Genomic DNA, 21,052 nt, shown 5'->3' with positions numbered 1-21,052 from the left:
AATTGAAGATCTGAAAAATCAGATCTATTGATTTCTTAACATAAGAAATCTAAAGCAATAATAGTCGTAATTTATAAGAAAACCTTATATACGACAAATGGTTTAGGTCTATTTCGACGAATCGAAAAGACCTAAACCCTTGTATTTATAGTAGTTAAGCTTACTTAAGCTCAACTTCAGCACCAGCTTCCTCTAACTGAGCTTTAATAGCTTCAGCTTCATCTTTAGCGATACCTTCTTTAATTGGACTAGGAGCATTATCAACTAATTCTTTTGCTTCTTTAAGACCAGCACCAGTTAATTCCTTAACTAGTTTTACTACTGCAAGCTTAGAACCACCTGCTGCTTTAAGGATAACATTAAATTCAGTTTGCTCTTCAGCGGCATCATCACCACCACCAGCAGGACCAGCCATAGCTACAGCAGCTGCTGCAGGCTCGATACCATACTCGTCTTTTAAAATAGTAGCTAACTCATTTACCTCTTTTACAGTTAAGTTAACTAGTTGTTCTGCGAAATCTTTTAAATCTGCCATTTCTATCGTTTTAAAAAAAAATTATTCTATTATTATTATTTGTGCGTACGTAATTATTAACCTTCCTTTTCAGAAAGAGTTTTAAGAAGTCCTGCTATTGTTTGACCTCCTGACTTAAGAGCGCCAATAACATTCTTAGCAGGCGATTGAAGAAGACCTATAATTTCTCCTACAAGTTCTTCTTTAGATTTAATATCAACTAGAGCATCTAATTGATCATCACCTATATAAATCGCTTCTTCTATAAATGCTCCTTTAAGTAAAGGTTTTTTAGACTTCTTACGAAATTCTTTAATAACCTTTGCCGGTGCATTTCCTGTTTCAGCAAGCATTATTGATGTATTACCTTTTAAAATAGAAGGCAATTCACCAAAATCTTTATCTGAACTCTCCATTGCCTTAGCAAGCAATGTATTTTTAACCACGGCTAGCTTTACGTTTGCTTTAAAGCAAGCTCTTCTCAATCTAGAAGTACTTTCTGCATTTAAGCCAGAAATATCTGCTAAATATATGTGAGCACTATCAGCTAACTGCGCAGTCAAATCTTCTATTACTTGTGATTTTTCTTCTCTTGTCATAATTTAACTTTTACTGCTCAGCAAAACGTTTTGAATCTACTTCAACGCTAGGACTCATAGTACTAGACATAAAAATGCTTTTTATATAAACACCTTTTGATGCAGTAGGTTTCAATTTTACTAATGTGGTTATCAATTCTCTTGCATTATCTGCTATTTTCTCAGCATCAAAAGACGCCTTACCTATAGCAGCATGTACAATACCAGTCTTATCAACCTTGAAATCTATCTTACCAGCTTTAACATCAGATACAGCCTTAGCTACGTCCATAGTTACAGTACCGGTCTTAGGGTTAGGCATTAAACCACGAGGACCCAATACACGTCCTAAAGGACCTAATTTACCCATTACGCTTGGCATAGTGATGATAACATCAACATCTGTCCAACCGTTTTTAATTTTCTCAAGATATTCATCAAGTCCTACAAAGTCAGCTCCAGCTTCTTTAGCCTCTGCTTCTTTATCTGGAGTTACCAGAGCAAGAACCTTTACATCTTTACCAGTTCCGTGAGGAAGAGTAACCACACCACGAACCATTTGGTTCGCTTTACGCGGGTCTACGTTAAGACGCACAGCCAAATCAACAGAAGGATCAAAATTAACTTTGCTTACTTCTTTTATTAAAGCAGATGCTTCAGCTAATGTATAAGTAGAACTACTATCTACTTTAGCGCGAGCCTCTTTTTGCTTTTTTGTTACTTTTGCCATTTTAAATTGCTTTTTTGGATGTTAAAAAGGAGCTTGTCCTTTTACAGTTATTCCCATAGACCTTGCAGTACCTGCAACCATCTTCATCGCACTTTCGATTGTGAAAGCGTTTAAATCTGGCATCTTGTCTTCTGAGATAGCTTTAATTTGATCCCATGTTACGCTAGCAACTTTCTTACGGTTAGGTTCACCAGAACCTCCTTTGATTTTAGCTGCTTCCATTAATTGGATAGCAGCTGGTGGTGTTTTTACCACAAAGTCAAAAGACTTATCACCGTAAACAGTGATAGCTACAGGCAATATCTTACCGGCCTTATCCTGAGTTCTTGCATTAAATTGCTTACAGAACTCCATGATATTAACTCCGGCAGCACCTAAAGCTGGTCCAACAGGTGGGGAAGGGTTTGCGGCACCTCCCTTAACTTGCAACTTAACAACCTTACTTATTTCTTTTGCCATTTTTAAAAATTTAGTTTGATACGTCCTTTAGTGGAAGCAGTAGAACAATATCTAATATATGTGTAACACTTATACTTTCTCAACTTGCATGTAACTCAATTCTAATGGAGTCTTTCTTCCGAAAATCTTAACCATAACTTCAAGTTTACGTTTTTCCTCATTCACTTTCTCAACAGTACCATTAAAGCCATTAAAAGGACCATCAATTACTTTTACTGTCTCTCCTATAACAAAAGGGATAGCTACACTATCTGCTTTAACAGAAAGCTCATCTACCTTGCCTAACATTCTATTAACTTCAGAAGTTCTAAGCGGCACAGGATCTCCACCTTTAGTTTCGCCTAAAAAACCAATAACACCATTGATAGATTTTATCATATGAGTTACCTCTCCTCCAAGATTTGCGTGAATCATTATATAACCAGGAAAATAAACACGCTCCTTGTTAATTTTCTTTCCGTTACGAATTTGGATTACTTTTTCTGTAGGAACAAGTACCTGCTCTATATAATCTTCAAGATTAAATCTAGAAATTTCTTGCTCGATGTAACCTTTTACTTTATTTTCTTGACCACTTACGGCCCTTACCACGTACCAGTCTTTATCTTTGGTATTGTTTGCTATAGCCATTGTGATTGTTTTAAGCTCCTACCAGATTAAAATATGCCTTGATAGCTCTGCTAAAAACAGTATCAACACCCCAGATCGCTAACGAAAAAATTATTGTAAAAACAGCAACCACAACAGTTAAACGTTGCGCCTCAGAAAGTGGAGTCCAGGTTACGTGATTTTTCAATTCGTTATAAGACTCTTGAATGTAATTAATTAATCCAGCCATATTATTATTTGTGATTTATAAGGCGCTATACCTTTTAAACTAACTATCGCTATTAGGCAACGATAGATTAAATCTCATTAACAACTTTAAAATAGTTTAATGATTTTGCACGGGCTGAGAGGCTCGAACTCCCGACACCTGGTTTTGGAGACCAGTGCTCTACCAACTGAGCTAAGCCCGTATTTAAAAAAACAAGACTAAATCCTATCTTCTTAATAAAAATCAAGGCATCCGTATAAACGGACGCCTTAATTCTATAAATTATAATCCGTAATTATTCTACGATTTCGGTTACCTGACCAGCACCTACAGTTCTACCACCTTCACGTATTGCAAAGCGTAAACCTATACTCATCGCGATTGGCTGAATTAACTCAACATTAATAGTTAAGTTATCTCCTGGCATAACCATTTCAACACCTTCTGGTAAAGAAATATTACCTGTCACATCAGTTGTACGTACATAAAACTGCGGACGGTAGTTATTATGGAATGGAGTGTGACGTCCACCTTCTTCTTTTTTCAAGATATAAACCTCAGCTTTAAATTTAGCGTGTGGCTTAACAGAACCTGGCTTAGTGATAACCATACCTCTAGTTATCTGAGACTTTTCAATACCTCTTAAAAGGATACCTACGTTATCTCCAGCTTCACCTCTGTCTAATATTTTACGGAACATCTCAACTCCAGTTACAGTTGAAGTTAATTTCTCTGCACCCATACCAATGATCTCAACAGGATCTCCAGTATTAGCTACACCCGTTTCAATACGACCAGTTGCAACAGTACCACGTCCAGTAATAGAGAACACATCTTCGATAGGCATTAAGAAAGGCTTATCAACATCACGAGCAGGAAGTTCAATCCAGTTATCTACAGCTTCCATAAGCTCCATAACCTTATCAACCCATACTTGCTCACCATTTAAAGCACCTAAAGCAGAACCTTGTACAACAGGACCATTGTCACCATCATAGTCATAGAAGCTAAGAAGATCTCTAACTTCCATCTCTACTAATTCAAGTAATTCTTCATCATCAACCATATCCACTTTATTCATGAATACAACGATGCGAGGAATACCTACCTGACGACCTAAAAGGATGTGCTCACGAGTTTGTGGCATAGGACCATCTGTTGCAGCAACAACAAGAATAGCACCATCCATTTGAGCAGCACCAGTTACCATGTTCTTAACGTAATCCGCGTGACCTGGACAGTCAACGTGAGCATAGTGACGGTTAGCTGTAGAATATTCTACGTGTGAAGTGTTAATAGTAATACCTCTTTCTTTTTCTTCAGGAGCGTTGTCAATAGAGTCAAAACTTCTCATTTCAGAAAGACCTGCGTTAGCAAGTACAGTAGTAATAGCAGCAGTTAAGGTAGTTTTACCGTGGTCAACGTGCCCTATAGTACCAATATTTAAGTGAGGTTTGGAACGATCAAATGTTGCCTTTGCCATGATTTAAATAATTTTAATCTTAGTTATTATTAGTGTTTAATTTTAAACTTACCTGACACGCTGATTATAGATTCTTTACTAAACGCAAAAAACCGAGCGTAAAAATACACTCGTTTAATTAGCAGCGACTGCTATTGAGCCAACGACGGGATTTGAACCCGTGGCCTCTTCCTTACCAAGGAAACGCTCTACCCCTGAGCTACGTCGGCTTAGAATATACCCTATCAAAACGACCGAAGTCTGAATTACCCAGGGCTGACCTTCTCAGCTAAAGGGCTCATAAAAGCCATAAATGACTACAACCAAAGCCTATCAGATTTGGTTTAATAAAATTGAAAAATATACTTTCCCAATTTCAATTGCGACTAAGTAAATAAATCACAATTTAGAGCGGGAGACCGGGTTCGAACCGGCGACATTCAGCTTGGAAGGCTGACGCTCTACCAACTGAGCTACTCCCGCATAAACTCAAAATTAAAATTATGAGTTTTGCATTAAATGTGGGGAGAGCAGGATTCGAACCTGCGAAGTCGTAAAACAACAGAGTTACAGTCTGTCCTCGTTGGCCGCTTGAGTATCTCCCCAATATTGGTAAATCAATATTTCAAAAAACGCTTTTACCGCGCTTAGCGCAAGTTTAATAAATTCTAAAAGAACTTAAAAACTTAGTTTTAAAAGAGCCGATGGAGGGACTCGAACCCACGACCTGCTGATTACAAATCAGCTGCTCTAGCCAGCTGAGCTACATCGGCTTTTATTACTTTTTCAAGTGTAAAAAACTCCGCTATTTCTAACGGAGTGCAAATGTAAAACAAATTTTAGATTGTCAAAACCTTTTTTGATTTTTTTTTACGCAATTGCTCTATTTTTTTCCTTCTGCTTAACTAACAAACGCTCTAAAGAGCTTGCACAATTATAAGCACCTTCTTCAAAAGTCTTGGCTTGTTTTTTAACAATCAACTCGTTACCGGGTATACTAAGCAATATTTCCACAATTTTATTATCCCTACCACTTGTATTTTGAACTTTTAAAAAAATATCAGCATAAATTATCTGATCGTGATATTGTTCAAGCTTATCCATCTTTTTTTGAATAAAATTGATCAATTTCTGATCTGCTACAAAATGCGGGGTTTGAACATTTACTTTCATAGGTTTGGGTTTATAGGTTACTTGTTGAAAAATAAATTACTGCTTTTTGTAATTGCGAGGATGTGCATTTTTATAAACCTTACCCAACTCTGAAATACTAGAATGTGTATAAACCTGAGTTGCGGCCAGACTGGAATGCCCTAACAATTCTTTTACAGCATTTAGATCTGCGCCATTATTAAGCAAATGAGTTGCAAACGTATGCCTAAGCATATGTGGACTCGTTTTTGTTTTTTGAGACGCTTTACTAAAGTAGCGATTTATAATTCGGTAAACAAAGGTTTCATATAATTTATCTCCCTTATCTGTAAGTAACAAAAAAGGCAAATCAACTGAATGCCAGCATACTGACCTAATGTTTAAATATTTTTTTAGAACATCCCTAAGCCAATCTATTAACGGTATAAATCGCTCCTTGTTTCTCTTACCAAGCACTTTAATTGTGCCTGTAGCAAAATCAATATCAGAAATCTTCAAATTTATCAACTCACTCCTACGCATTCCCGTTGCATAAAAGAGTGTTATTATCGTAAAATCTCTGATTGACTTAAAATCTTTTTCTTCACTTAAATCCTGAATAACAGAATTCACTTCACTTTGAGAAAAAGGAATCTGAATCTCTTTTTTTATTCTTAAAGATTTATGCTTAGCTAAAGGAGAGATTTCAACATCTCCTATTTTTTGCAAAAACTTAAAATAAGCCTTTAGCGAGGCTATTTTTCTATTAATACTTCTATGCGTTAGACTTTTTTCCGATAGATTCACAACATAGGCTCTAACAAAAGGATAGACCACATCTACAGCTTCTTTAACCCCATATTGAACAGCTGTAAACTGAAAGAATTCATCAATATCACTACTATATGCCAAGACCGTGTGCGCACTGTAATTACGCTCTAATTCTAAGTAATCTAAAAAGGCTTTTTTACTCATATTTAACTTATGAAGAGAAAGATACTAAAACAAGAAAAATCCGCTAAGATAAATCTTAGCGGATTTTTTATTTTGTGAAAGAGGGTTAGTCTCTCTGTTAATAATCCTTAGTAAGAATAAATTCTCACAGACGGAAATTATTAAATATTCTCTTGATCGCGAAGTCCTTGAATATAAGAAGCTTTTTGAACCTCACGTCTTCTAGAAACAGAAGGTTTAGTGAAAGCTTGACGATCACGCAGCTTACGCATTGTTCCCGTTCTATCAAATTTTCTTTTAAAACGCTTCAGCGCTCTATCGATATTTTCTCCGTCTTTTACTGGTATAATTAACATAGTGGTACCTCCTTTCTTTAAAATTCTTTTCAGTTTACAGGCTGCAAATATAATCTAAACTTTAAAACTGACAAGCCTGTTTTAATTTAATTATTTCAACAACTTATTTTGCCGCAGGCTTATATTCTTTTTTATCTATTATCATCTTAGCTATTATCTCTTTTAATATCTCAGATGTACCCCCTCCTATAGGTCCCAGCCTACTATCTCTAAACATTCTTGCCAATGGGTATTCCTCCATATAACCATAACCTCCCAGCATTTGGAGGCATTTATAAATAACATCATCTGCTATTTTAGTAGAAAGCAATTTAGACATACTTGCTTCCTTAACTACGTATTCTCCAGTATTAAGACTATTTGCGATGTTATAATTGAACGATTTGACCATCTCAATCTCACTGGCCATTTCTGCTACAGAATGCCTAAGAGCCTGAAATTTATCAATGGTTTTTCCAAAAGCAGTACGCTCTGCCATATAGCCCATTGTATACTCTAAAGCAAACTCTGCTCTGGCGTGCGCATTTACTCCCATAATAAGACGCTCTAAGGCAAAATGCTGCATGATATACGAGAATCCCTTATTCTCTTCTCCCATAAGATTTTCTTTAGGAATTTTAACATCACTAAAAGCGATCTCACCGGTATCTGAAGCTCGCCATCCTAATTTATCAAGCTTTGTAGCACTTATACCTGGTGTATTTCTATCTACAATAAAAATACTAAGACCTTTATTACCCTTCTCAGGATCTGTTTTTGCAGCAATAATAAGATAGTCTGAGTATACACCGTTAGTTATAAAAGTTTTTGATCCGTTTAAAATATAATGATCCCCATTAAGAACGGCAGTACTTCGCATACCGGCAACATCAGACCCTCCGAATGGTTCTGTAATACACAGACAACCTATAGATTCTCCTGTTATACTTGATGTTAAATATTTTTCTTTTATGGCCGGTGTTCCTTCAGCCTTCAAATGTGTCATTGCTAAATATGCATGTGCCCACATAGCTGCTGCAAAACCACCACTATTAATACGTTGCAATTCTTCAAGGAAGATAACAGTATAAAAGATATCGAGATCTAAACCCCCATATTCTTCTGGAGAAGCTAAGCCAAAGTAGCCCATCTCTCCCATTTTTTCCCAGATAAAACGCTCTATTTGGCCAGTCTTCTCCCACTTCTCAATATGAGGAACAACTTCCTTTTGTAGAAATTCTCTAAGACTTTCTCTAAAGAGCTCATGCTCTTCTGAAAAGTTTACATTTTTCATTTATTAAGCTTTATATTGTTAATAGGTCATTGGAAAGGAAGTTTTGCAAGGAGAAATTGCATTATTCTCAGATAACCCTATATATTACTGGTTGGTTGACAAATATAATTTAATTCGATCTAATTTGTAAGGAGTTATACCATCAATTTTAAGCAGTTCGTCAAGATTTTTAATTCCTTCATTAAGTATACGATAATCTATAATAGATCGCGCTATATCAAATGTCAAAAAGGGTATAGTTGCTAAATCTGAAGCATTGGCCGTATTTACATTTATTAAAACTATAACCGGTTTTGACTTTACCGTAAACTCTTTTTTAACTTCAATTACTTGATTGCGTTTAACGTTATAGATATCATATAACTGATTGTCTTCTATAAAACCTCCTATTTTCTTTCTATATGCTAAAATGAGCCTTGCACTCCCTTCAGTCATTTCGGGTAAACTTATCAAACTTTCAAACGTGGCTTTATTTAAATCATTTTGAGGATTGAAAGATTTGAAACTAAAGCTCTTCGTTGTTTGAGATGTTTTAGAATTAGTAACCCAATCAGGAAATTTAAAATATGGAGAGATTACCGCAAGTAGAGAATCTGAGACACCAGTTACTTCCTGAAAATCTTCAGCAGAATTAATCCATTTCTCCTTTTGTCGGAAACTAAAAAGTTTATCAAGCTCTTCTGTACTTAACCCTAAGGTGTACCCTTTATAATCTGTGATAAAATTAGGATTAAAAGGATAAATTTTTGGAATAGATTTTACAGACTTTATTCTTTTTAAGGAATCTATGCGTGCCTGGTAAATCGCAATTTCAGCGTTGGGCTCAATAGAAGTTTTATTTCTACTAGACCAGAAATAAAATATCCAACACCCACAAAAAATCACCACTAAAAGCAAAATCCCACTGCGCTTTTTAGAATCAAGCATCAAGTGGGATTTTAATTTCATTTATCGAGTTTATTACAATTAACTTTTCTCTTTAGCTACACGTTGTTTCTTAAACAATTCGTTTGCTTTTAATTTCCTAAAGTACTCCCGAAGGTCACTTCGCACTTCTCCACTAAGAATATACAATCCTATAATATTAGGAAAAGACATTGCTAAAATCATCATATCTGAGAAATCAAGTACCGCACCTAAACTTACTGATGCCCCGACGACTACAAAGAATAAAAATAACACTTTATATAACAGCTCCATCTTTTTGCTTTTTCCAAAAAGATAAGTCCAAGCCCGCATGCCATAATATGACCAAGAGATCATAGTAGAAAATGCAAATAAGAATACTGCCGCAGCAAGAACATAAGGGAACCAAGATATTACGCTTCCAAATGCGTCTGATGTCAAATCTGCACCCGCAACACCTGTTACTTCGTGCATACCTGTAAATATTAGAACTAGTGCTGTTAATGTACACACCACAACTGTATCAATAAAAGGCTCTAAGAGCGCTACAAAACCTTCTGAAGGCGGGTGGTTTGTCTTTGCCACACTATGTGCAATAGCTGCAGAACCCACACCTGCTTCATTAGAGAATGCTGCACGCTGAAACCCTACAATCAAAACTCCCAAGATCCCCCCTTTTAGTGCGCTTGGGCTAAATGCCCCGTCAATGATAGCATTAAATGCTGGCCCTATATTTTCAATATTTATAAAAATCACGGTCAACGCTCCCAGAACATAAATTCCTGCCATAAAGGGAACTATTTTACCTGTTACCTTAGCTATACTGTTTATACCTCCTATTATAACAATACCTACAAGTACAGCAACTATAACTCCAAACCAAAATCCGTTTCCTTCTAATCCCGGAAACTGACCACTTAAAATTTCAAAAGACTGGTTAGCCTGAAACATATTACCACCTCCAAAGGAAGCTCCTATTGCTAAAACGGCAAACGCGGTAGCTAGAACTTTTCCGAAGCCGCCCATGTTACGTTTCTCAAGACCGTAACGCAAATAATTCATAGGTCCTCCAAAGACACGACCATCAGGCAAAATATCACGGTATTTAACACCTAAGGTACACTCCACAAATTTTGAAGACATTCCCAATAAACCAGCAACAATCATCCAGAATGTAGCACCTGCTCCACCCAGTGATACTGCCACTGCCACACCTGCAATATTACCTAAACCTACAGTTGCAGATACAGCTGTCGCCAATGCCTGAAAATGCGTTATACTTCCCGGGGCATTAGGATCGTCATACTTTCCTTTTGCTAATTCTAAACTGTGCTTAAAGCCTCTAAAGTTGATGAAGCCCATACGCACAGTGAAAAATGCGGCTCCAAATATCAGCCACACCACTATAAACGGGATACTATTTGTTTGTTTATCACCATTAGCATAAACTAATGGTACTGGATCATCATATATTATTTCTGCAAAGACATCTGCATTAGTTTCTATTAGATGCTTTTGATTGTTGGCATTATAAATAATCCCGCCTTCTTCTTCTAAGTGCTTAATTTCACCATTTACATCTGCTGTAATTCTAATTTCGGTACCGTTACTTTCAGATATTACTGCAATTTCTTGACCTTTTTTTACTTTTGCTCCGTCTTCAACAAGCCATTTTTCTAGAGTAAATACATCTTCAGTATCTGCCGTCCAGCCGGGGATAGATACCATTTTTAAATCTGCATATATAACAGGATCATATAAATTTAAAGCTGCAAAAGGATCCCAGAATAATACTGAACCCATTGCCGCTACGGCCGGAGTCATAGTTCCATTAAAAATTTCAGTAATAGATTCTGCTTCAATTTTAAATTCTTTAGAAATAGAAGTTCCTGCAGCATCTGTTACTTTAACTTGATGTGTAACACCTTCTGTAAGTGATTTTGCTGTATTAGAAGAAAGTGCTGTGCTTTGATCACTCCACTTATAGGTATAAGGCGCCTGGCCTCCAGAAACTACTATTTTTGCAACACCATCATTAATTTTTGAGGTAGGATTAAGGATTTCTGCTGTTACTTTTAAATCCTGCGCAAACACCATAATAGGCAATACGAAGACTAAAAAAAATAATTTTTCTTTCATAGCTTTTATTAAGTTCATATAAATTTAGTCAGAAGTTGCAAGATGCTAAAAAAATAGTCTTTTCCAAAGGCTATAGCCGTTAAAACTGTTGATGAATCTACATTCTACAAAGAATACCTCAAACAAATCTCTTAGTTATTAAGGATTTAATGATAAAAAAATGCCCTGTGTATTTAAATTTACACAGGGCATTTTTTTATCTATTGTATCTAAGCTATTAGCTTATAGCTTCTCTTTTCATTTTAATAGCAGCTAGATAACGGTCGAGCTGCTTCTTAACAACAGGGAATAAGAAGAATAAACCTACCATATTTGGGAAAATCATTGCAAATATCATAGCGTCTGAAAATTGCCATATAGAACCCATATTTGCTGCCGCACCAATTACTATAAAACTCAAGAATAACATTTTATAAACAATATCTGCTACTTTCCCTCTACCGAAGAGAAACTTCCAGGATTGCAAGCCATAGTACGACCACGAGATCATAGTTGAAACCGCAAATAGAACTACTGCAATAGTTAAGAATATATTTGAAAAAGGAATATATTCATGAAATGCCTTTGAAGTGATACCTGCACCTTCATAAGAAAGCCCATCAATAATAACAGCTCCAGAGCCATCACCCCCATATTCAAAGTAACCTCCGAAATTAAAAATTATAATTACTAAAGCAGTCATTGTACAAATAACTACGGTATCAATAAAAGGCTCTAATAAAGCTACAAGACCTTCACTTGCAGAATATTTTGTACGTACAGCAGAATGTGCAATAGATGCAGAACCAGCTCCTGCCTCATTTGAAAATGCAGCTCTTTTAAAACCGACTAATAGAACCCCTATAACACTACCTACTCCTATCGCAGTGGGATTAAATGCTTCTTCAATGATTAAAGCTATTGCATCATCTATTAGTGAAAAGTTTGAGCCTATAATATAAATACACGCTACCAAATACATAATAGCCATAAAAGGAACCACCTTTTCAGTAACCTGAGCAATTCGCTTAATTCCTCCTATAATAATAACACCTACAAGAACTGCAATTACGACTCCTATCCAGAATCCTGCACCGGCGCTTTCTAAATTAAAAAGTTCTTTTAAAACTATCGTAGCCTGATTACTTTGAGCAGCGTTACCCCCACCAAAAGAACCCCCTACACAAAATATAGCGAAAATCACTGCGGCGATTTTTCCTAACACTGCGAAGCCCCTTTCTTTTAAACCTTTAGTTAGATAGTACATTGGGCCACCGTAAACGGTACCATCTTCTCCTACATCTCTATATTGAACCCCTAATGTACATTCAACAAATTTTGTAGACATACCTAGCAAACCACAAACAACCATCCAGAATGTTGCACCGGGACCTCCTAAGGCAATCGCCAATGCCACACCGGCAATATTACCATTCCCCACAGTGCCTGAAACAGCAGTTGCCAGAGCCTGAAAATGGCTAACTTCTCCTGCAGAAGATTCGTCGCGTATAGTATCTACAATATCACCATCTACCGCTAAATCGCCGTCTAAATTTTCTATATGCTCCTCAAGATTAACTTTATTTAAATCAACACCATTTGCTATTCCATCTTCACCGTACAGTAATTTAGCACCGTGATTCTCAATATCCTCATACTTACCACGTACGGTTTGTATGGCTCTCCAAAAATATCTGAAGTTTGGAAAACCAAAATATAATGTAAAGAATACTGCACTAAATACTAAAAGGATAAGTACAAATGGAATCCCAAAAACATTAAAGAAAATAATATTGAAGAAAAAATCTGATATGGGTGCAAATGCTTGATCAATTTGCTGGTCTATACCTACTTCAGTTACTTCTTGAGCAGACATACTAAATGCAGAAAAAAGCAATAAACTTGCTAAGGAAAGGTGTTTCATAAAATTGAAAAAACATTAAATTAAAAATAGAGTAATGATAATTCTTTGACAGGTTTATCTAATTACCCTTCACGATTTAGTAAACATACTACTAAATCGCAAATTCCTTATGTAAATTTTCAATCTGTTCTGGCCTTCCAATTACAATTAATTTTGAATCCTTTTCTAAAAGCATAGAAGCTTCAGGATTTATAACATAGTCTCCTAATGGAGATTTGTAACCTATAATTGAGCATCCTGTTCTATTTCTTAAGTCGATATCTCTAATAGTACGCGTTACGTGATCTGGGCAAACAGCCTCATAGGTAATCTCCTGAACATTAACCCTGCCAGCAGTGGTAACTTGTAAATTATCTAAAAATTCAACTAAATCTGGCACAACTACTAATGATGCCATATGATCTCCTCCTATTTTATCAGGCATAATAACATTATCTGCACCTGCAAATTTTAATTTTTGATAGGTGGTTTCTTCAGAGGCACGGCTAATAATTTTCATAGCAGTATTCATTTGACGTGCAGAAAGCACCACAAATAAATTATCAGAATCGTCTGGTAGCGCAGATATTAATGTAGAAGCACGCTTAACCCCTGCTTCAATGAGAACCTCATCTTCATTAGCATTGCCTAAAATAAAAGGCATATCTTCAGATTGAAATTTATTTACTATTTCCTCATCCCGCTCTATAACAACAAAAGGTCTTTTATAAGTTGTAAGTTTTTGAACAGCTTGTTTGCCATTTCGGCCGTAGCCTACAACTATAACGTGATTTTTTAGACTCTCAATTTTCTTCTGCACCCTGCGCTTTTTTAATAATTCTACATTACTGCGTCTTAAAATATATTCTGTAATTATCGAAATGGCATAACCCAGAACAACTACACTCACTAAAATTAAAACTACTGTAAATAATTTTGCCGTATCATTTAAAGGTTGTACTTCTCCAAAACCAACCGTGCTAATGGTAATAATGGTCATATAAACAGCATCTATCCAGGTGTAAAGTGCTAAATACCGAAAGCCCATTATTCCTAAACACAACGTACCTAAAACCAATAAAATGGCTACGTAAAATCTATTTTTAAATATACTACCCATTTTTATAAATCAAATACAGAAGTGCGTTTTGTATAAACGAGGTCTTTAAGTTTTAACCAGAAAGCTAAAACTAAATACACGGCAAATCCTAAACCCGCCGTGGCAAATGATAAGTATATAAAGAATAAACGAACGTTTTTTGCTCTTATACCCATTCTATCTGCAAGCCGGGAAGAAACATAAAAACCATTACGTTCAAAAAAATGTCTGATATTAAATATCAACTTCATTTTAAAAAATTTTGGAGTAGGTGCAAAGTACTAAAATTAACCGTGTAAGATTGCTTTAACTTTTATTGAGAATAGAGTTACCTATTTGACACGCAAGACATCTATTTAAATCACAGTATTTCTTTTTGAGCTCTATGAATGCCTGAGTATTCATTGCATTAAAATTTAATGGTTTTAAACCGTAAAAACCTGATACAATTGAATTTTTCTCATTCGGAAGACTCGTTATTAAGTCTAAGAGATCGTCTTCAATTGATATCCCCTGTGCTTTTGCATATGCAAATTTTACTGGTATAATAGAATTTATAATTAATAGGTCTACAAAAGCCGGTGTCAACTTTTTTAAACGTTTACTGTGAATTTTATTAAAATTATAATGTGTTTCCCAGTAGGTTGAAGTGGCAATATTAAATAGAGCTTGTAACTCTTCCCGGGTCTTAGCTTTATTAATCAGAGCAAAGATAGTTGTATGTTTCTCATACAATGCTGCGAGTTGTGACAGGCGTATAGTAGGAAAATTAAGAGGTCTCAACTTAAAAAATTGAATGCTGTGATGTAGTGAACCTTTTAAATCAAACTTACCTCTATTAAATGTAAAATCTTTTATCCAGCTCTCTGTTTGTGCATCGAACTGGCCGATAGTATTCAAGAGACCAGAAACACCTAAAAACACAGCTTCTAATTGATTCTTTGAACCAGCCAGCTTACGTATTATTTTAAATGGAATTGAAATTGCTAACTCTTCAAAAGCATCAGCATTTACAACCGTTCCAAAATTACGCGCGAGCATTGCAAAAAGCACAGCTTCCCAATCACCGGTCTGCAATTTTAATAACCGCTCAACCTCCTTGACTTTTCGTTCTAACCTTTCAAAATAAATACGCTCAAGCCAGTTCTGCAAAATGATTTCAGAAACATTTGCAAAATCTGCTTCACAATTGATGAACTTATAATTTCTAGACTCTAAAAGTTTTTGATAATTTGCTAATAACTGCGTATCTATAATATTCTTTAATTCTAAAGTAGGTATGGGCTGATTAGAAATGTCATACACTTCACAATCTGCCTCCCACACCACATGTAGAATTACATTACTAAAGGCAGAATCTTGCTCGTGACTATGCACATACCAGTCAGAACTACTTATGTGAATCTCAACATTACCTGCCCACAACTGCTCATTAATACGTATTTGTGCATTAAAAAAGTCTGGACCAGAGAGCTGATTGTGAATCCCGGGATTTATAATTTCTATATTCTCATTTGAAGTAGTCAAAAGAGATTGTGATGTTGCGGCATTACCCAACTTTCTAAATTTCCATAAGTAATGAAGTAATGCTTCTTTCATTCTTATAAATGTAACTAAATTTTAGCATAACCTTAATAAGGTCTACCACTAGTGCTTCTTACTTTTAAAAAACTCAAAAAAACAATACTATGAAAAAATCAATTTTTATTATAGCTATGACTACAACATTAGTCTTCTCCTCTTGTGTAAACAGAAAAACAGATAGCGATGAAATAAGACTAGAAGACAAAACTGAAAAAATAGCTGAAGATGGCACCAGTCAAATTGAAACAAGCGACGTATCAACTAATCAAAAAGATTTAGCTGAAATAAATAGCGCAAAAAATCAGGTAAACAAATACTTTGAAGCCTTAAATGAAGGGGATCAAATTAAAGCTTACGATGAAATGTCAATCACTAGTAATCGAGGTACCCGTAGTGATTTTTCAGAAAAAAATGCTAACGTAGAATCGGTGACTGCAAACTTTACAGAAACAGAAACAGAAACACCAACGGTTACAACTCAAGACAATAACACAAATATTAAATTACCGCTGCGTTATACTATTAAGACTAAAGAAGGTAATACCGAAACCTACACTGGCCATGCTACAATCACAAAAAAAGGAGAAGATGGCGATTATAAAATAGAAGGAATGAACGTTTCTAAAGAAGACAATTAATCTATAAATCCTTTTTCACGCATCCAGTCGTCATTATACATTTTACCAACATAGCGGCTACCGTGATCGTGAAAAAGGACTACGACAACATCGTCTTTTGTAAAATGTTCTTTCAACTGAAGTAAACCTTTTATAGCGGCACCGGCGGAATTGCCTAAAAAGAAACCTTCTTCTTTAGACAAGCGCTGTGTATATACAGCAGCATCTTTATCGGTTACTTTAGTAAAGCCATCAATAACTTTAAAATTTACATTTAGTGGTAAAATATCTTCGCCTATCCCTTCAGTAATATATGGGTAGATTTCATTCTTATCAAATATACCGGTCTCATGATATTTTTTAAATACAGAACCGTAAGTGTCTACACCCCAAACTTTTACGTTTGGGTTTTTCATTTTTAGGTAAGAACCAACTCCAGAAATGGTACCACCGGTACCTACTCCTACTACAAAGTGAGTGATTTTACCAGCAGTTTGCTCCCATATCTCGGGTCCTGTAGATTCAAAATGAGCCTTACAATTACTAGGATTGTCATATTGATTTACATACCATGAGTTAGGTGTTTCCTCGGCAAGACGTTTTGAAGTGCTATAGTAAGACCGCGGATCTTCTGGTTCTACATCTGTAGGGCAAACAATAACCTCACTACCTACAGCTTTTAAAATATCTACTTTCTCTTTACTCTGCTTGTCTGAGATTACGCAGATCATTTTATAGCCTTTTACAATGGCTACTAACGCAAGACCCATCCCTGTATTACCAGAAGTTCCTTCAATTATAGTACCTCCCGGTTTTAGAATTCCGGCTGCTTCTGCATCTTCAACCATCTTAAGAGCCATTCTGTCTTTCACAGAATTCCCTGGGTTAAAAGTCTCGTATTTTGCTAAAACCAAACATGGCAGTTCTGCAGTAAGTTTATTAAGTTTAACAAGCGGTGTATTACCTATTGTTTCAAGAATATTCTGGGCGTATTGCATAAAAATCTACTTAGGTGCGCAAGTTATAATTTTAATAAATTTCTACGTATTACTCACTCATACTATTTATTTCAAAAAAACAGAAAGAACAATTCTTTTAGACCAGCATTTATAAGGCATTTTTACTATTATCTTTTGCCTGCTACGGAATATACTTTCACTATCTAACTAATTTGTTTTGAGTGTAAATACCTTTTTTTTCTTGGTTTTACGTATCCAATATACAATACTAAACGTTCCTACTACTGAAGGTAAAACCCATACCGCAAGACCGGGAATACCTAAGCCAGCCACTAGAAATGCGGTTACCGAAGCAATATAGGCACCCATTATTTTTCCTATATGTTGCACAAGCCAGGCCGTTTTAGTCTTTCGCGGATTTCTTAAAAAACGAACATCGGTAAAACAAACAATTAGTCCTACTACCCCAAAATACACATATAAGAATACTACACTTGCATAAGCCAGACTCCCATAGAAAATCATAAAAAGCGAAATTAAAATCATAAGACCCGTAATTAGCCAGTCTACCTTAGACACCTCAACTTTAATTGATTTAAATCTTAATGCCCGTTTACCTACGATTACCATATAAATAGTAAACAAACCTATTAAAAACAAAAATTGATTTTTATGATCCGGCATACACGCTACAGGCAATGATATTCCTGAACTCACAAGCATTCCTATCGCAAACCAATTGCCTGCTTTTTTGTGAAGTTTACTTCCTTTCTTAACCACAAAACTTAGCGTTCCGGCGATTAGACCTATTGCTCCAAATAAAGCGTGAATGTAAATAGCGATTGTAATTGTAGTTTCCAATTTTATAGATGTGTTGATTAGCGTGTCAAAGATGTACCACTAATCACAGTTTGCAAATTAGAAATTACTCAGTTGTCAAAAACAACCACCCGATTGTAATATCACTAGAAAATTTCCGCATATGCGAAAACAAAAAAATCTTAATTGAACTTAATAGTTTTTACCGGAGAAATACGTGTGATTACATAAGAAGGTACCAGAAGCATTACAGCACATAAGAAGAACGTACCCACATTGAGGAGGAGTATGTAATACCAATCAATATACACAGGTGCTTCACTCACATAATAGGTTTCGGGATTTAATGTTATAATACCCAAATATTTTTGAAGCATTAATAAGCCTATACCTATAACATTACCCCAGAATAATCCTATACCTACCAGATAAAGTGCATTATACATAAAGATTTTGCGAATACTCCAGTTGCTCGCCCCTAAAGCTTTAAGAATACCTACCATAGGTGTACGCTCCAAAATAAGCACGAGCAAAGCGACAATCATATTAATGCCGGCTACAATAATCATCACTACAATAATAAGTGCGATATTAAAATCAAATAACGATAACCATTCAAAAATAGAATAGTACTTTTTTGTGATAGTCATAGAATTTAAGAACGAACCGGTATTCTCAAAAACCTGATTTCCTATAGCATCAAGACGATCAAAATCTGATACAAAAACTTCAAAAGCTCCTATCTGATTATCATCCCATTTATTTAGTTTTTGAACGTGTCGTATATCTGCAAATAAGAAACTCTCATCAAATTCCTGAAAACCGCTATCATAGATTCCTACTATATCAAAACGTCGATTTAAAAATCCGCCATCTTCCTTTAAGAAAAACACAATTACTTTATCTCCATTTTTAAACCCTAAACGTTTAGCCTGGTAATTACTTACTAATATTTCTGTATTAAGCCCGGCATTATAATCTGGAATTCGTCCTTCAATTAGAAATTCTTTCATATAATCCCAGCGATAATCTGCTCCTACTCCTTTTACGATTATACCTTCAAAATCTGTAGGCGTACGTATCACACCTGCTTTTGTAGCTGTCGCTTGTATGTGACTTACGTCGGGCACAGTCGTAAATTCAGGATAAAATGGTTGATTTTTAGGTATGGGATTTAATGTAATATCGCTGTTATTACCATCAAATTGAGAAATAATAATATCGCCATTAAATGCAGAAACTTTCTCTCTAATTTTTTGTTGCAAGCCTACTCCCGTAGCAATGGTTATCATCATCATCACCATCCCCAAAATAATTGCAATTATGGCGATTTTTATAATAGGAGTTGAAGCAGTACTTTTATACTTCTTTGCGCCAATTATGCGTTTAGCTGTAAAATATTCAAAATTCAATCGTATGGCGTTTTATTCGCTCAAAAATACCCTTTTTTTAGTTTTTGTGTTTGCAATTTCCTGCGGAAACGGTCAACAATCAAAAACAAATACTACACCTATAGAATTAGAAAATACGGCAATGCCTGCGTTGACTACCCTCGCTCCTACTGAAACTCCTAAACTTATATTAGGAGCTAATCGTACAGAAACTTATCTGCCACTACTTGAAAACAAGAGAATTGCCATAGTAGGCAATCCCAGCTCACTCATCTTAAAACGGGAGAAGGTAGACGGCACAAAAACCTACACACATCTTGTAGACTCTTTAGTAAGCCTTAATCAAAATATTATAAAAGTATTTTCACCCGAACATGGTTTTAGAGGTACTGCAGATGCAGGTGAAGCTGTTAAAGATGGTAAAGATCCTAAAACAGGACTTGAGGTTGTTTCGTTATATGGAAACAATAAAAAGCCAAAACCAGAACAGTTAGAAGATATAGATATTCTTGTTTTTGATATTCAAGATGTAGGGGTTCGTTTTTATACCTATATAGCCACATTGCATTATGTTTTAGAGGCCGCCGCAGATGCCGGTATTGAAGTTCTGGTCTTAGATCGCCCTAACCCTAATGGAAGCTATGTAGATGGCCCGGTAATGGAAGAAGCGCACACTAGCTTTCTGGGTATGCACGCGGGGGTGCCATTAGTACACGGTGTGACCATAGGTGAGTATGCCACGATGATGACTCAAGAAGGTTGGTTAAAAACCACAAAACCGGTTAAACTTACTGTAATCCCAATGCAAAATTATAATCACAGCTTGCCGTATTCATTACCGGTAAGGCCTTCTCCAAATCTACCTAACGATCAATCAGTCATGCTTTATCCCAGTCTTGGTCTTTGTGAAGGCACTGCACTCAATGCGGGTCGTGGTACAGAAATGCAATTTCAAATCATAGGCTCTCCCTATTTGCCAGCTTCAAAATACAAATTTAACTATACGCCTGCTCCTAATTTTGGTTCTAAAAGTCCAAAATTTAATGGTGAAGTTTGCAATGGTTTAGATCTAAGAGGTATTTCTAATTTGCGGGAAGTAAACCTTACTTATATTATTGACGCGTATACGAACTACTCAAAGAAGGAAGACTTTTTTAATACAGCAAACTTCACTGCCCACGCAGGTACCGCAAAACTTCAGAAGCAAATAGAAAGCGGTGTTTCATTTAGTGAAATTAAAGCCGGGTGGTCACAAGATTTAGAACGATTCAAACAAATACGTTCTAAATATCTGCTTTACAAAGAGTAAATTTTGAACTTTCAATTTTAAAATTCAATCCTATTTTAACTTAATTATTTTCAATATTAATTACGCAAACGAT

22 protein-coding genes and 5 tRNA genes are annotated in these 21,052 nt (G+C 35.7%); 2 read left to right on the top strand and 25 right to left on the bottom strand.

All coding sequences use genetic code 11. The annotated features are described in order from the left end of the window. Window positions 1-160: 160 nt before the first annotated feature. From rplL to ACIGAM_RS08335, 22 genes are all read right to left on the bottom strand, one after another. Entirely contained in the window at window positions 161-535 is a 375-nt protein-coding gene (gene rplL / locus ACIGAM_RS08440) for a 50S ribosomal protein L7/L12 (protein WP_396511011.1), read from the bottom strand. Window positions 536-591: 56 nt separating this feature from the next. Then, window positions 592-1,113: a 50S ribosomal protein L10 gene (rplJ, locus tag ACIGAM_RS08435; protein ID WP_028377796.1), complete on the bottom strand. Its 522-nt coding sequence runs from the start codon at window positions 1,111-1,113 to the stop codon at window positions 592-594. A 10-nt stretch (window positions 1,114-1,123) separates the two neighbouring features. Beyond that, window positions 1,124-1,822: a 50S ribosomal protein L1 gene (gene rplA / locus ACIGAM_RS08430; protein WP_396511010.1), complete on the bottom strand. Its 699-nt coding sequence runs from the start codon at window positions 1,820-1,822 to the stop codon at window positions 1,124-1,126. A 21-nt stretch (window positions 1,823-1,843) separates the two neighbouring features. Next, the gene (gene rplK / locus ACIGAM_RS08425; RefSeq protein ID WP_028377794.1) at window positions 1,844-2,281 is read right to left on the bottom strand and encodes a 50S ribosomal protein L11; all 438 of its coding nucleotides are present in this window, start codon (window positions 2,279-2,281) and stop codon (window positions 1,844-1,846) included. 69 nt (window positions 2,282-2,350) lie between these two features. Continuing rightward, window positions 2,351-2,911 (bottom strand): transcription termination/antitermination protein NusG, encoded by a 561-nt coding sequence (gene nusG / locus ACIGAM_RS08420; protein WP_396511009.1) that lies wholly within the window; start codon window positions 2,909-2,911, stop codon window positions 2,351-2,353. A gap of 10 nt (window positions 2,912-2,921) precedes the next feature. Beyond that, the gene (secE, locus tag ACIGAM_RS08415; protein WP_396511008.1) at window positions 2,922-3,119 is read right to left on the bottom strand and encodes a preprotein translocase subunit SecE; all 198 of its coding nucleotides are present in this window, start codon (window positions 3,117-3,119) and stop codon (window positions 2,922-2,924) included. 108 nt (window positions 3,120-3,227) lie between these two features. Further along, window positions 3,228-3,300: transfer RNA gene (locus tag ACIGAM_RS08410), tRNA-Trp, on the bottom strand. Window positions 3,301-3,393: 93 nt separating this feature from the next. Continuing rightward, window positions 3,394-4,581 carry an elongation factor Tu gene (tuf, locus tag ACIGAM_RS08405; protein WP_396511007.1) on the bottom strand — a complete coding sequence of 396 codons (1,188 nt, stop codon included), beginning with the start codon at window positions 4,579-4,581 and terminating at the stop codon, window positions 3,394-3,396. A gap of 137 nt (window positions 4,582-4,718) precedes the next feature. Then, window positions 4,719-4,790, bottom strand: a tRNA-Thr gene (locus ACIGAM_RS08400). A 180-nt stretch (window positions 4,791-4,970) separates the two neighbouring features. Then, window positions 4,971-5,043 (bottom strand) — tRNA-Gly (locus tag ACIGAM_RS08395). A 39-nt stretch (window positions 5,044-5,082) separates the two neighbouring features. Continuing rightward, window positions 5,083-5,165, bottom strand: a tRNA-Tyr gene (locus tag ACIGAM_RS08390). Between the two features lie 94 nt (window positions 5,166-5,259). Beyond that, a tRNA-Thr gene (locus tag ACIGAM_RS08385) sits at window positions 5,260-5,333 on the bottom strand. A 97-nt stretch (window positions 5,334-5,430) separates the two neighbouring features. Next, on the bottom strand, window positions 5,431-5,733 hold the full coding sequence (locus tag ACIGAM_RS08380) for an HPF/RaiA family ribosome-associated protein (protein ID WP_396511006.1): 303 nt from the start codon (window positions 5,731-5,733) through the stop codon (window positions 5,431-5,433). A 36-nt stretch (window positions 5,734-5,769) separates the two neighbouring features. Beyond that, a complete protein-coding gene (locus ACIGAM_RS08375; RefSeq protein ID WP_396511005.1) occupies window positions 5,770-6,666 on the bottom strand; it encodes a tyrosine-type recombinase/integrase in 897 nt (298 codons plus the stop codon). Window positions 6,667-6,806: 140 nt separating this feature from the next. Next, a complete protein-coding gene (rpsU, locus tag ACIGAM_RS08370) occupies window positions 6,807-7,001 on the bottom strand; it encodes a 30S ribosomal protein S21 (RefSeq protein ID WP_396511004.1) in 195 nt (64 codons plus the stop codon). Window positions 7,002-7,104: 103 nt separating this feature from the next. Further along, entirely contained in the window at window positions 7,105-8,274 is a 1,170-nt protein-coding gene (locus tag ACIGAM_RS08365; RefSeq protein ID WP_396511003.1) for an acyl-CoA dehydrogenase family protein, read from the bottom strand. A gap of 84 nt (window positions 8,275-8,358) precedes the next feature. Further along, complete coding sequence (locus ACIGAM_RS08360) at window positions 8,359-9,222, bottom strand: helix-hairpin-helix domain-containing protein (protein ID WP_396511002.1); 864 nt, start codon at window positions 9,220-9,222, stop codon at window positions 8,359-8,361. A gap of 18 nt (window positions 9,223-9,240) precedes the next feature. After that, complete coding sequence (locus ACIGAM_RS08355) at window positions 9,241-11,319, bottom strand: amino acid carrier protein (RefSeq protein WP_396511001.1); 2,079 nt, start codon at window positions 11,317-11,319, stop codon at window positions 9,241-9,243. Between the two features lie 217 nt (window positions 11,320-11,536). Beyond that, entirely contained in the window at window positions 11,537-13,222 is a 1,686-nt protein-coding gene (locus ACIGAM_RS08350) for an alanine/glycine:cation symporter family protein (RefSeq protein ID WP_396511000.1), read from the bottom strand. 91 nt (window positions 13,223-13,313) lie between these two features. Next, window positions 13,314-14,321, bottom strand: coding sequence for a potassium channel family protein (locus ACIGAM_RS08345; RefSeq protein ID WP_396510999.1), 1,008 nt, complete (start codon window positions 14,319-14,321; stop codon window positions 13,314-13,316). Between the two features lie 2 nt (window positions 14,322-14,323). Beyond that, window positions 14,324-14,551 (bottom strand): PspC family transcriptional regulator, encoded by a 228-nt coding sequence (locus tag ACIGAM_RS08340; RefSeq protein WP_028377783.1) that lies wholly within the window; start codon window positions 14,549-14,551, stop codon window positions 14,324-14,326. 55 nt (window positions 14,552-14,606) lie between these two features. Beyond that, on the bottom strand, window positions 14,607-15,899 hold the full coding sequence (locus ACIGAM_RS08335; RefSeq protein ID WP_396510998.1) for a DUF2851 family protein: 1,293 nt from the start codon (window positions 15,897-15,899) through the stop codon (window positions 14,607-14,609). Between the two features lie 89 nt (window positions 15,900-15,988). Here ACIGAM_RS08335 and ACIGAM_RS08330 point away from each other — a divergent pair, with 89 nt between their 5' ends. After that, window positions 15,989-16,522, top strand: a complete 534-nt coding sequence (locus ACIGAM_RS08330) for an NTF2-like N-terminal transpeptidase domain-containing protein (RefSeq protein ID WP_396510997.1) — start codon at window positions 15,989-15,991, stop codon at window positions 16,520-16,522. On the opposite strand, the gene ACIGAM_RS08325 is transcribed toward ACIGAM_RS08330, so the two are convergent. The 3 genes from ACIGAM_RS08325 to ACIGAM_RS08315 form a co-directional block, all read right to left on the bottom strand. Next, window positions 16,519-17,499 carry a PLP-dependent cysteine synthase family protein gene (locus ACIGAM_RS08325; protein WP_396510996.1) on the bottom strand — a complete coding sequence of 327 codons (981 nt, stop codon included), beginning with the start codon at window positions 17,497-17,499 and terminating at the stop codon, window positions 16,519-16,521. The genes ACIGAM_RS08330 and ACIGAM_RS08325 overlap by 4 nt on opposite strands. A gap of 168 nt (window positions 17,500-17,667) precedes the next feature. Then, window positions 17,668-18,321, bottom strand: a complete 654-nt coding sequence (locus ACIGAM_RS08320; protein WP_396510995.1) for a hypothetical protein — start codon at window positions 18,319-18,321, stop codon at window positions 17,668-17,670. Window positions 18,322-18,461: 140 nt separating this feature from the next. After that, the gene (locus ACIGAM_RS08315; RefSeq protein ID WP_396510994.1) at window positions 18,462-19,691 is read right to left on the bottom strand and encodes an ABC transporter permease; all 1,230 of its coding nucleotides are present in this window, start codon (window positions 19,689-19,691) and stop codon (window positions 18,462-18,464) included. Window positions 19,692-19,695: 4 nt separating this feature from the next. Between ACIGAM_RS08315 and ACIGAM_RS08310 the strand changes: the two genes are divergently transcribed. Continuing rightward, window positions 19,696-20,979 (top strand): exo-beta-N-acetylmuramidase NamZ domain-containing protein, encoded by a 1,284-nt coding sequence (locus ACIGAM_RS08310; protein ID WP_396510993.1) that lies wholly within the window; start codon window positions 19,696-19,698, stop codon window positions 20,977-20,979. The last annotated feature ends 73 nt before the right edge of the window (window positions 20,980-21,052 follow it).

It is taken from the genome of Leeuwenhoekiella sp. NPDC079379, from assembly GCF_044542075.1.
GTDB lineage: Bacteria > Bacteroidota > Bacteroidia > Flavobacteriales > Flavobacteriaceae > Leeuwenhoekiella.
The sequence above is the reverse complement of the archived record's forward strand: the minus strand, read 5'-3'. Positions and strand labels throughout refer to the sequence as shown.

Coding starts and splice junctions, on each gene's coding strand:
- ACIGAM_RS08340 (WP_028377783.1), bottom strand. CDS start 14,551: ATGAAGTTGATATTTAATATCAGACATTTTTTTGAACGTAATGGTTTT.
- ACIGAM_RS08360 (WP_396511002.1), bottom strand. CDS start 9,222: ATGAAATTAAAATCCCACTTGATGCTTGATTCTAAAAAGCGCAGTGGG.
- ACIGAM_RS08330 (WP_396510997.1), top strand. CDS start 15,989: ATGAAAAAATCAATTTTTATTATAGCTATGACTACAACATTAGTCTTC.
- secE (WP_396511008.1), bottom strand. CDS start 3,119: ATGGCTGGATTAATTAATTACATTCAAGAGTCTTATAACGAATTGAAA.
- ACIGAM_RS08325 (WP_396510996.1), bottom strand. CDS start 17,499: ATGCAATACGCCCAGAATATTCTTGAAACAATAGGTAATACACCGCTT.
- rplJ (WP_028377796.1), bottom strand. CDS start 1,113: ATGACAAGAGAAGAAAAATCACAAGTAATAGAAGATTTGACTGCGCAG.
- rplK (WP_028377794.1), bottom strand. CDS start 2,281: ATGGCAAAAGAAATAAGTAAGGTTGTTAAGTTGCAAGTTAAGGGAGGT.
- ACIGAM_RS08350 (WP_396511000.1), bottom strand. CDS start 13,222: ATGAAACACCTTTCCTTAGCAAGTTTATTGCTTTTTTCTGCATTTAGT.
- nusG (WP_396511009.1), bottom strand. CDS start 2,911: ATGGCTATAGCAAACAATACCAAAGATAAAGACTGGTACGTGGTAAGG.
- ACIGAM_RS08380 (WP_396511006.1), bottom strand. CDS start 5,733: ATGAAAGTAAATGTTCAAACCCCGCATTTTGTAGCAGATCAGAAATTG.
- ACIGAM_RS08310 (WP_396510993.1), top strand. CDS start 19,696: ATGGCGTTTTATTCGCTCAAAAATACCCTTTTTTTAGTTTTTGTGTTT.
- ACIGAM_RS08365 (WP_396511003.1), bottom strand. CDS start 8,274: ATGAAAAATGTAAACTTTTCAGAAGAGCATGAGCTCTTTAGAGAAAGT.
- rplA (WP_396511010.1), bottom strand. CDS start 1,822: ATGGCAAAAGTAACAAAAAAGCAAAAAGAGGCTCGCGCTAAAGTAGAT.
- ACIGAM_RS08345 (WP_396510999.1), bottom strand. CDS start 14,321: ATGGGTAGTATATTTAAAAATAGATTTTACGTAGCCATTTTATTGGTT.
- rplL (WP_396511011.1), bottom strand. CDS start 535: ATGGCAGATTTAAAAGATTTCGCAGAACAACTAGTTAACTTAACTGTA.
- tuf (WP_396511007.1), bottom strand. CDS start 4,581: ATGGCAAAGGCAACATTTGATCGTTCCAAACCTCACTTAAATATTGGT.
- ACIGAM_RS08375 (WP_396511005.1), bottom strand. CDS start 6,666: ATGAGTAAAAAAGCCTTTTTAGATTACTTAGAATTAGAGCGTAATTAC.
- rpsU (WP_396511004.1), bottom strand. CDS start 7,001: ATGTTAATTATACCAGTAAAAGACGGAGAAAATATCGATAGAGCGCTG.
- ACIGAM_RS08335 (WP_396510998.1), bottom strand. CDS start 15,899: ATGAAAGAAGCATTACTTCATTACTTATGGAAATTTAGAAAGTTGGGT.
- ACIGAM_RS08355 (WP_396511001.1), bottom strand. CDS start 11,319: ATGAAAGAAAAATTATTTTTTTTAGTCTTCGTATTGCCTATTATGGTG.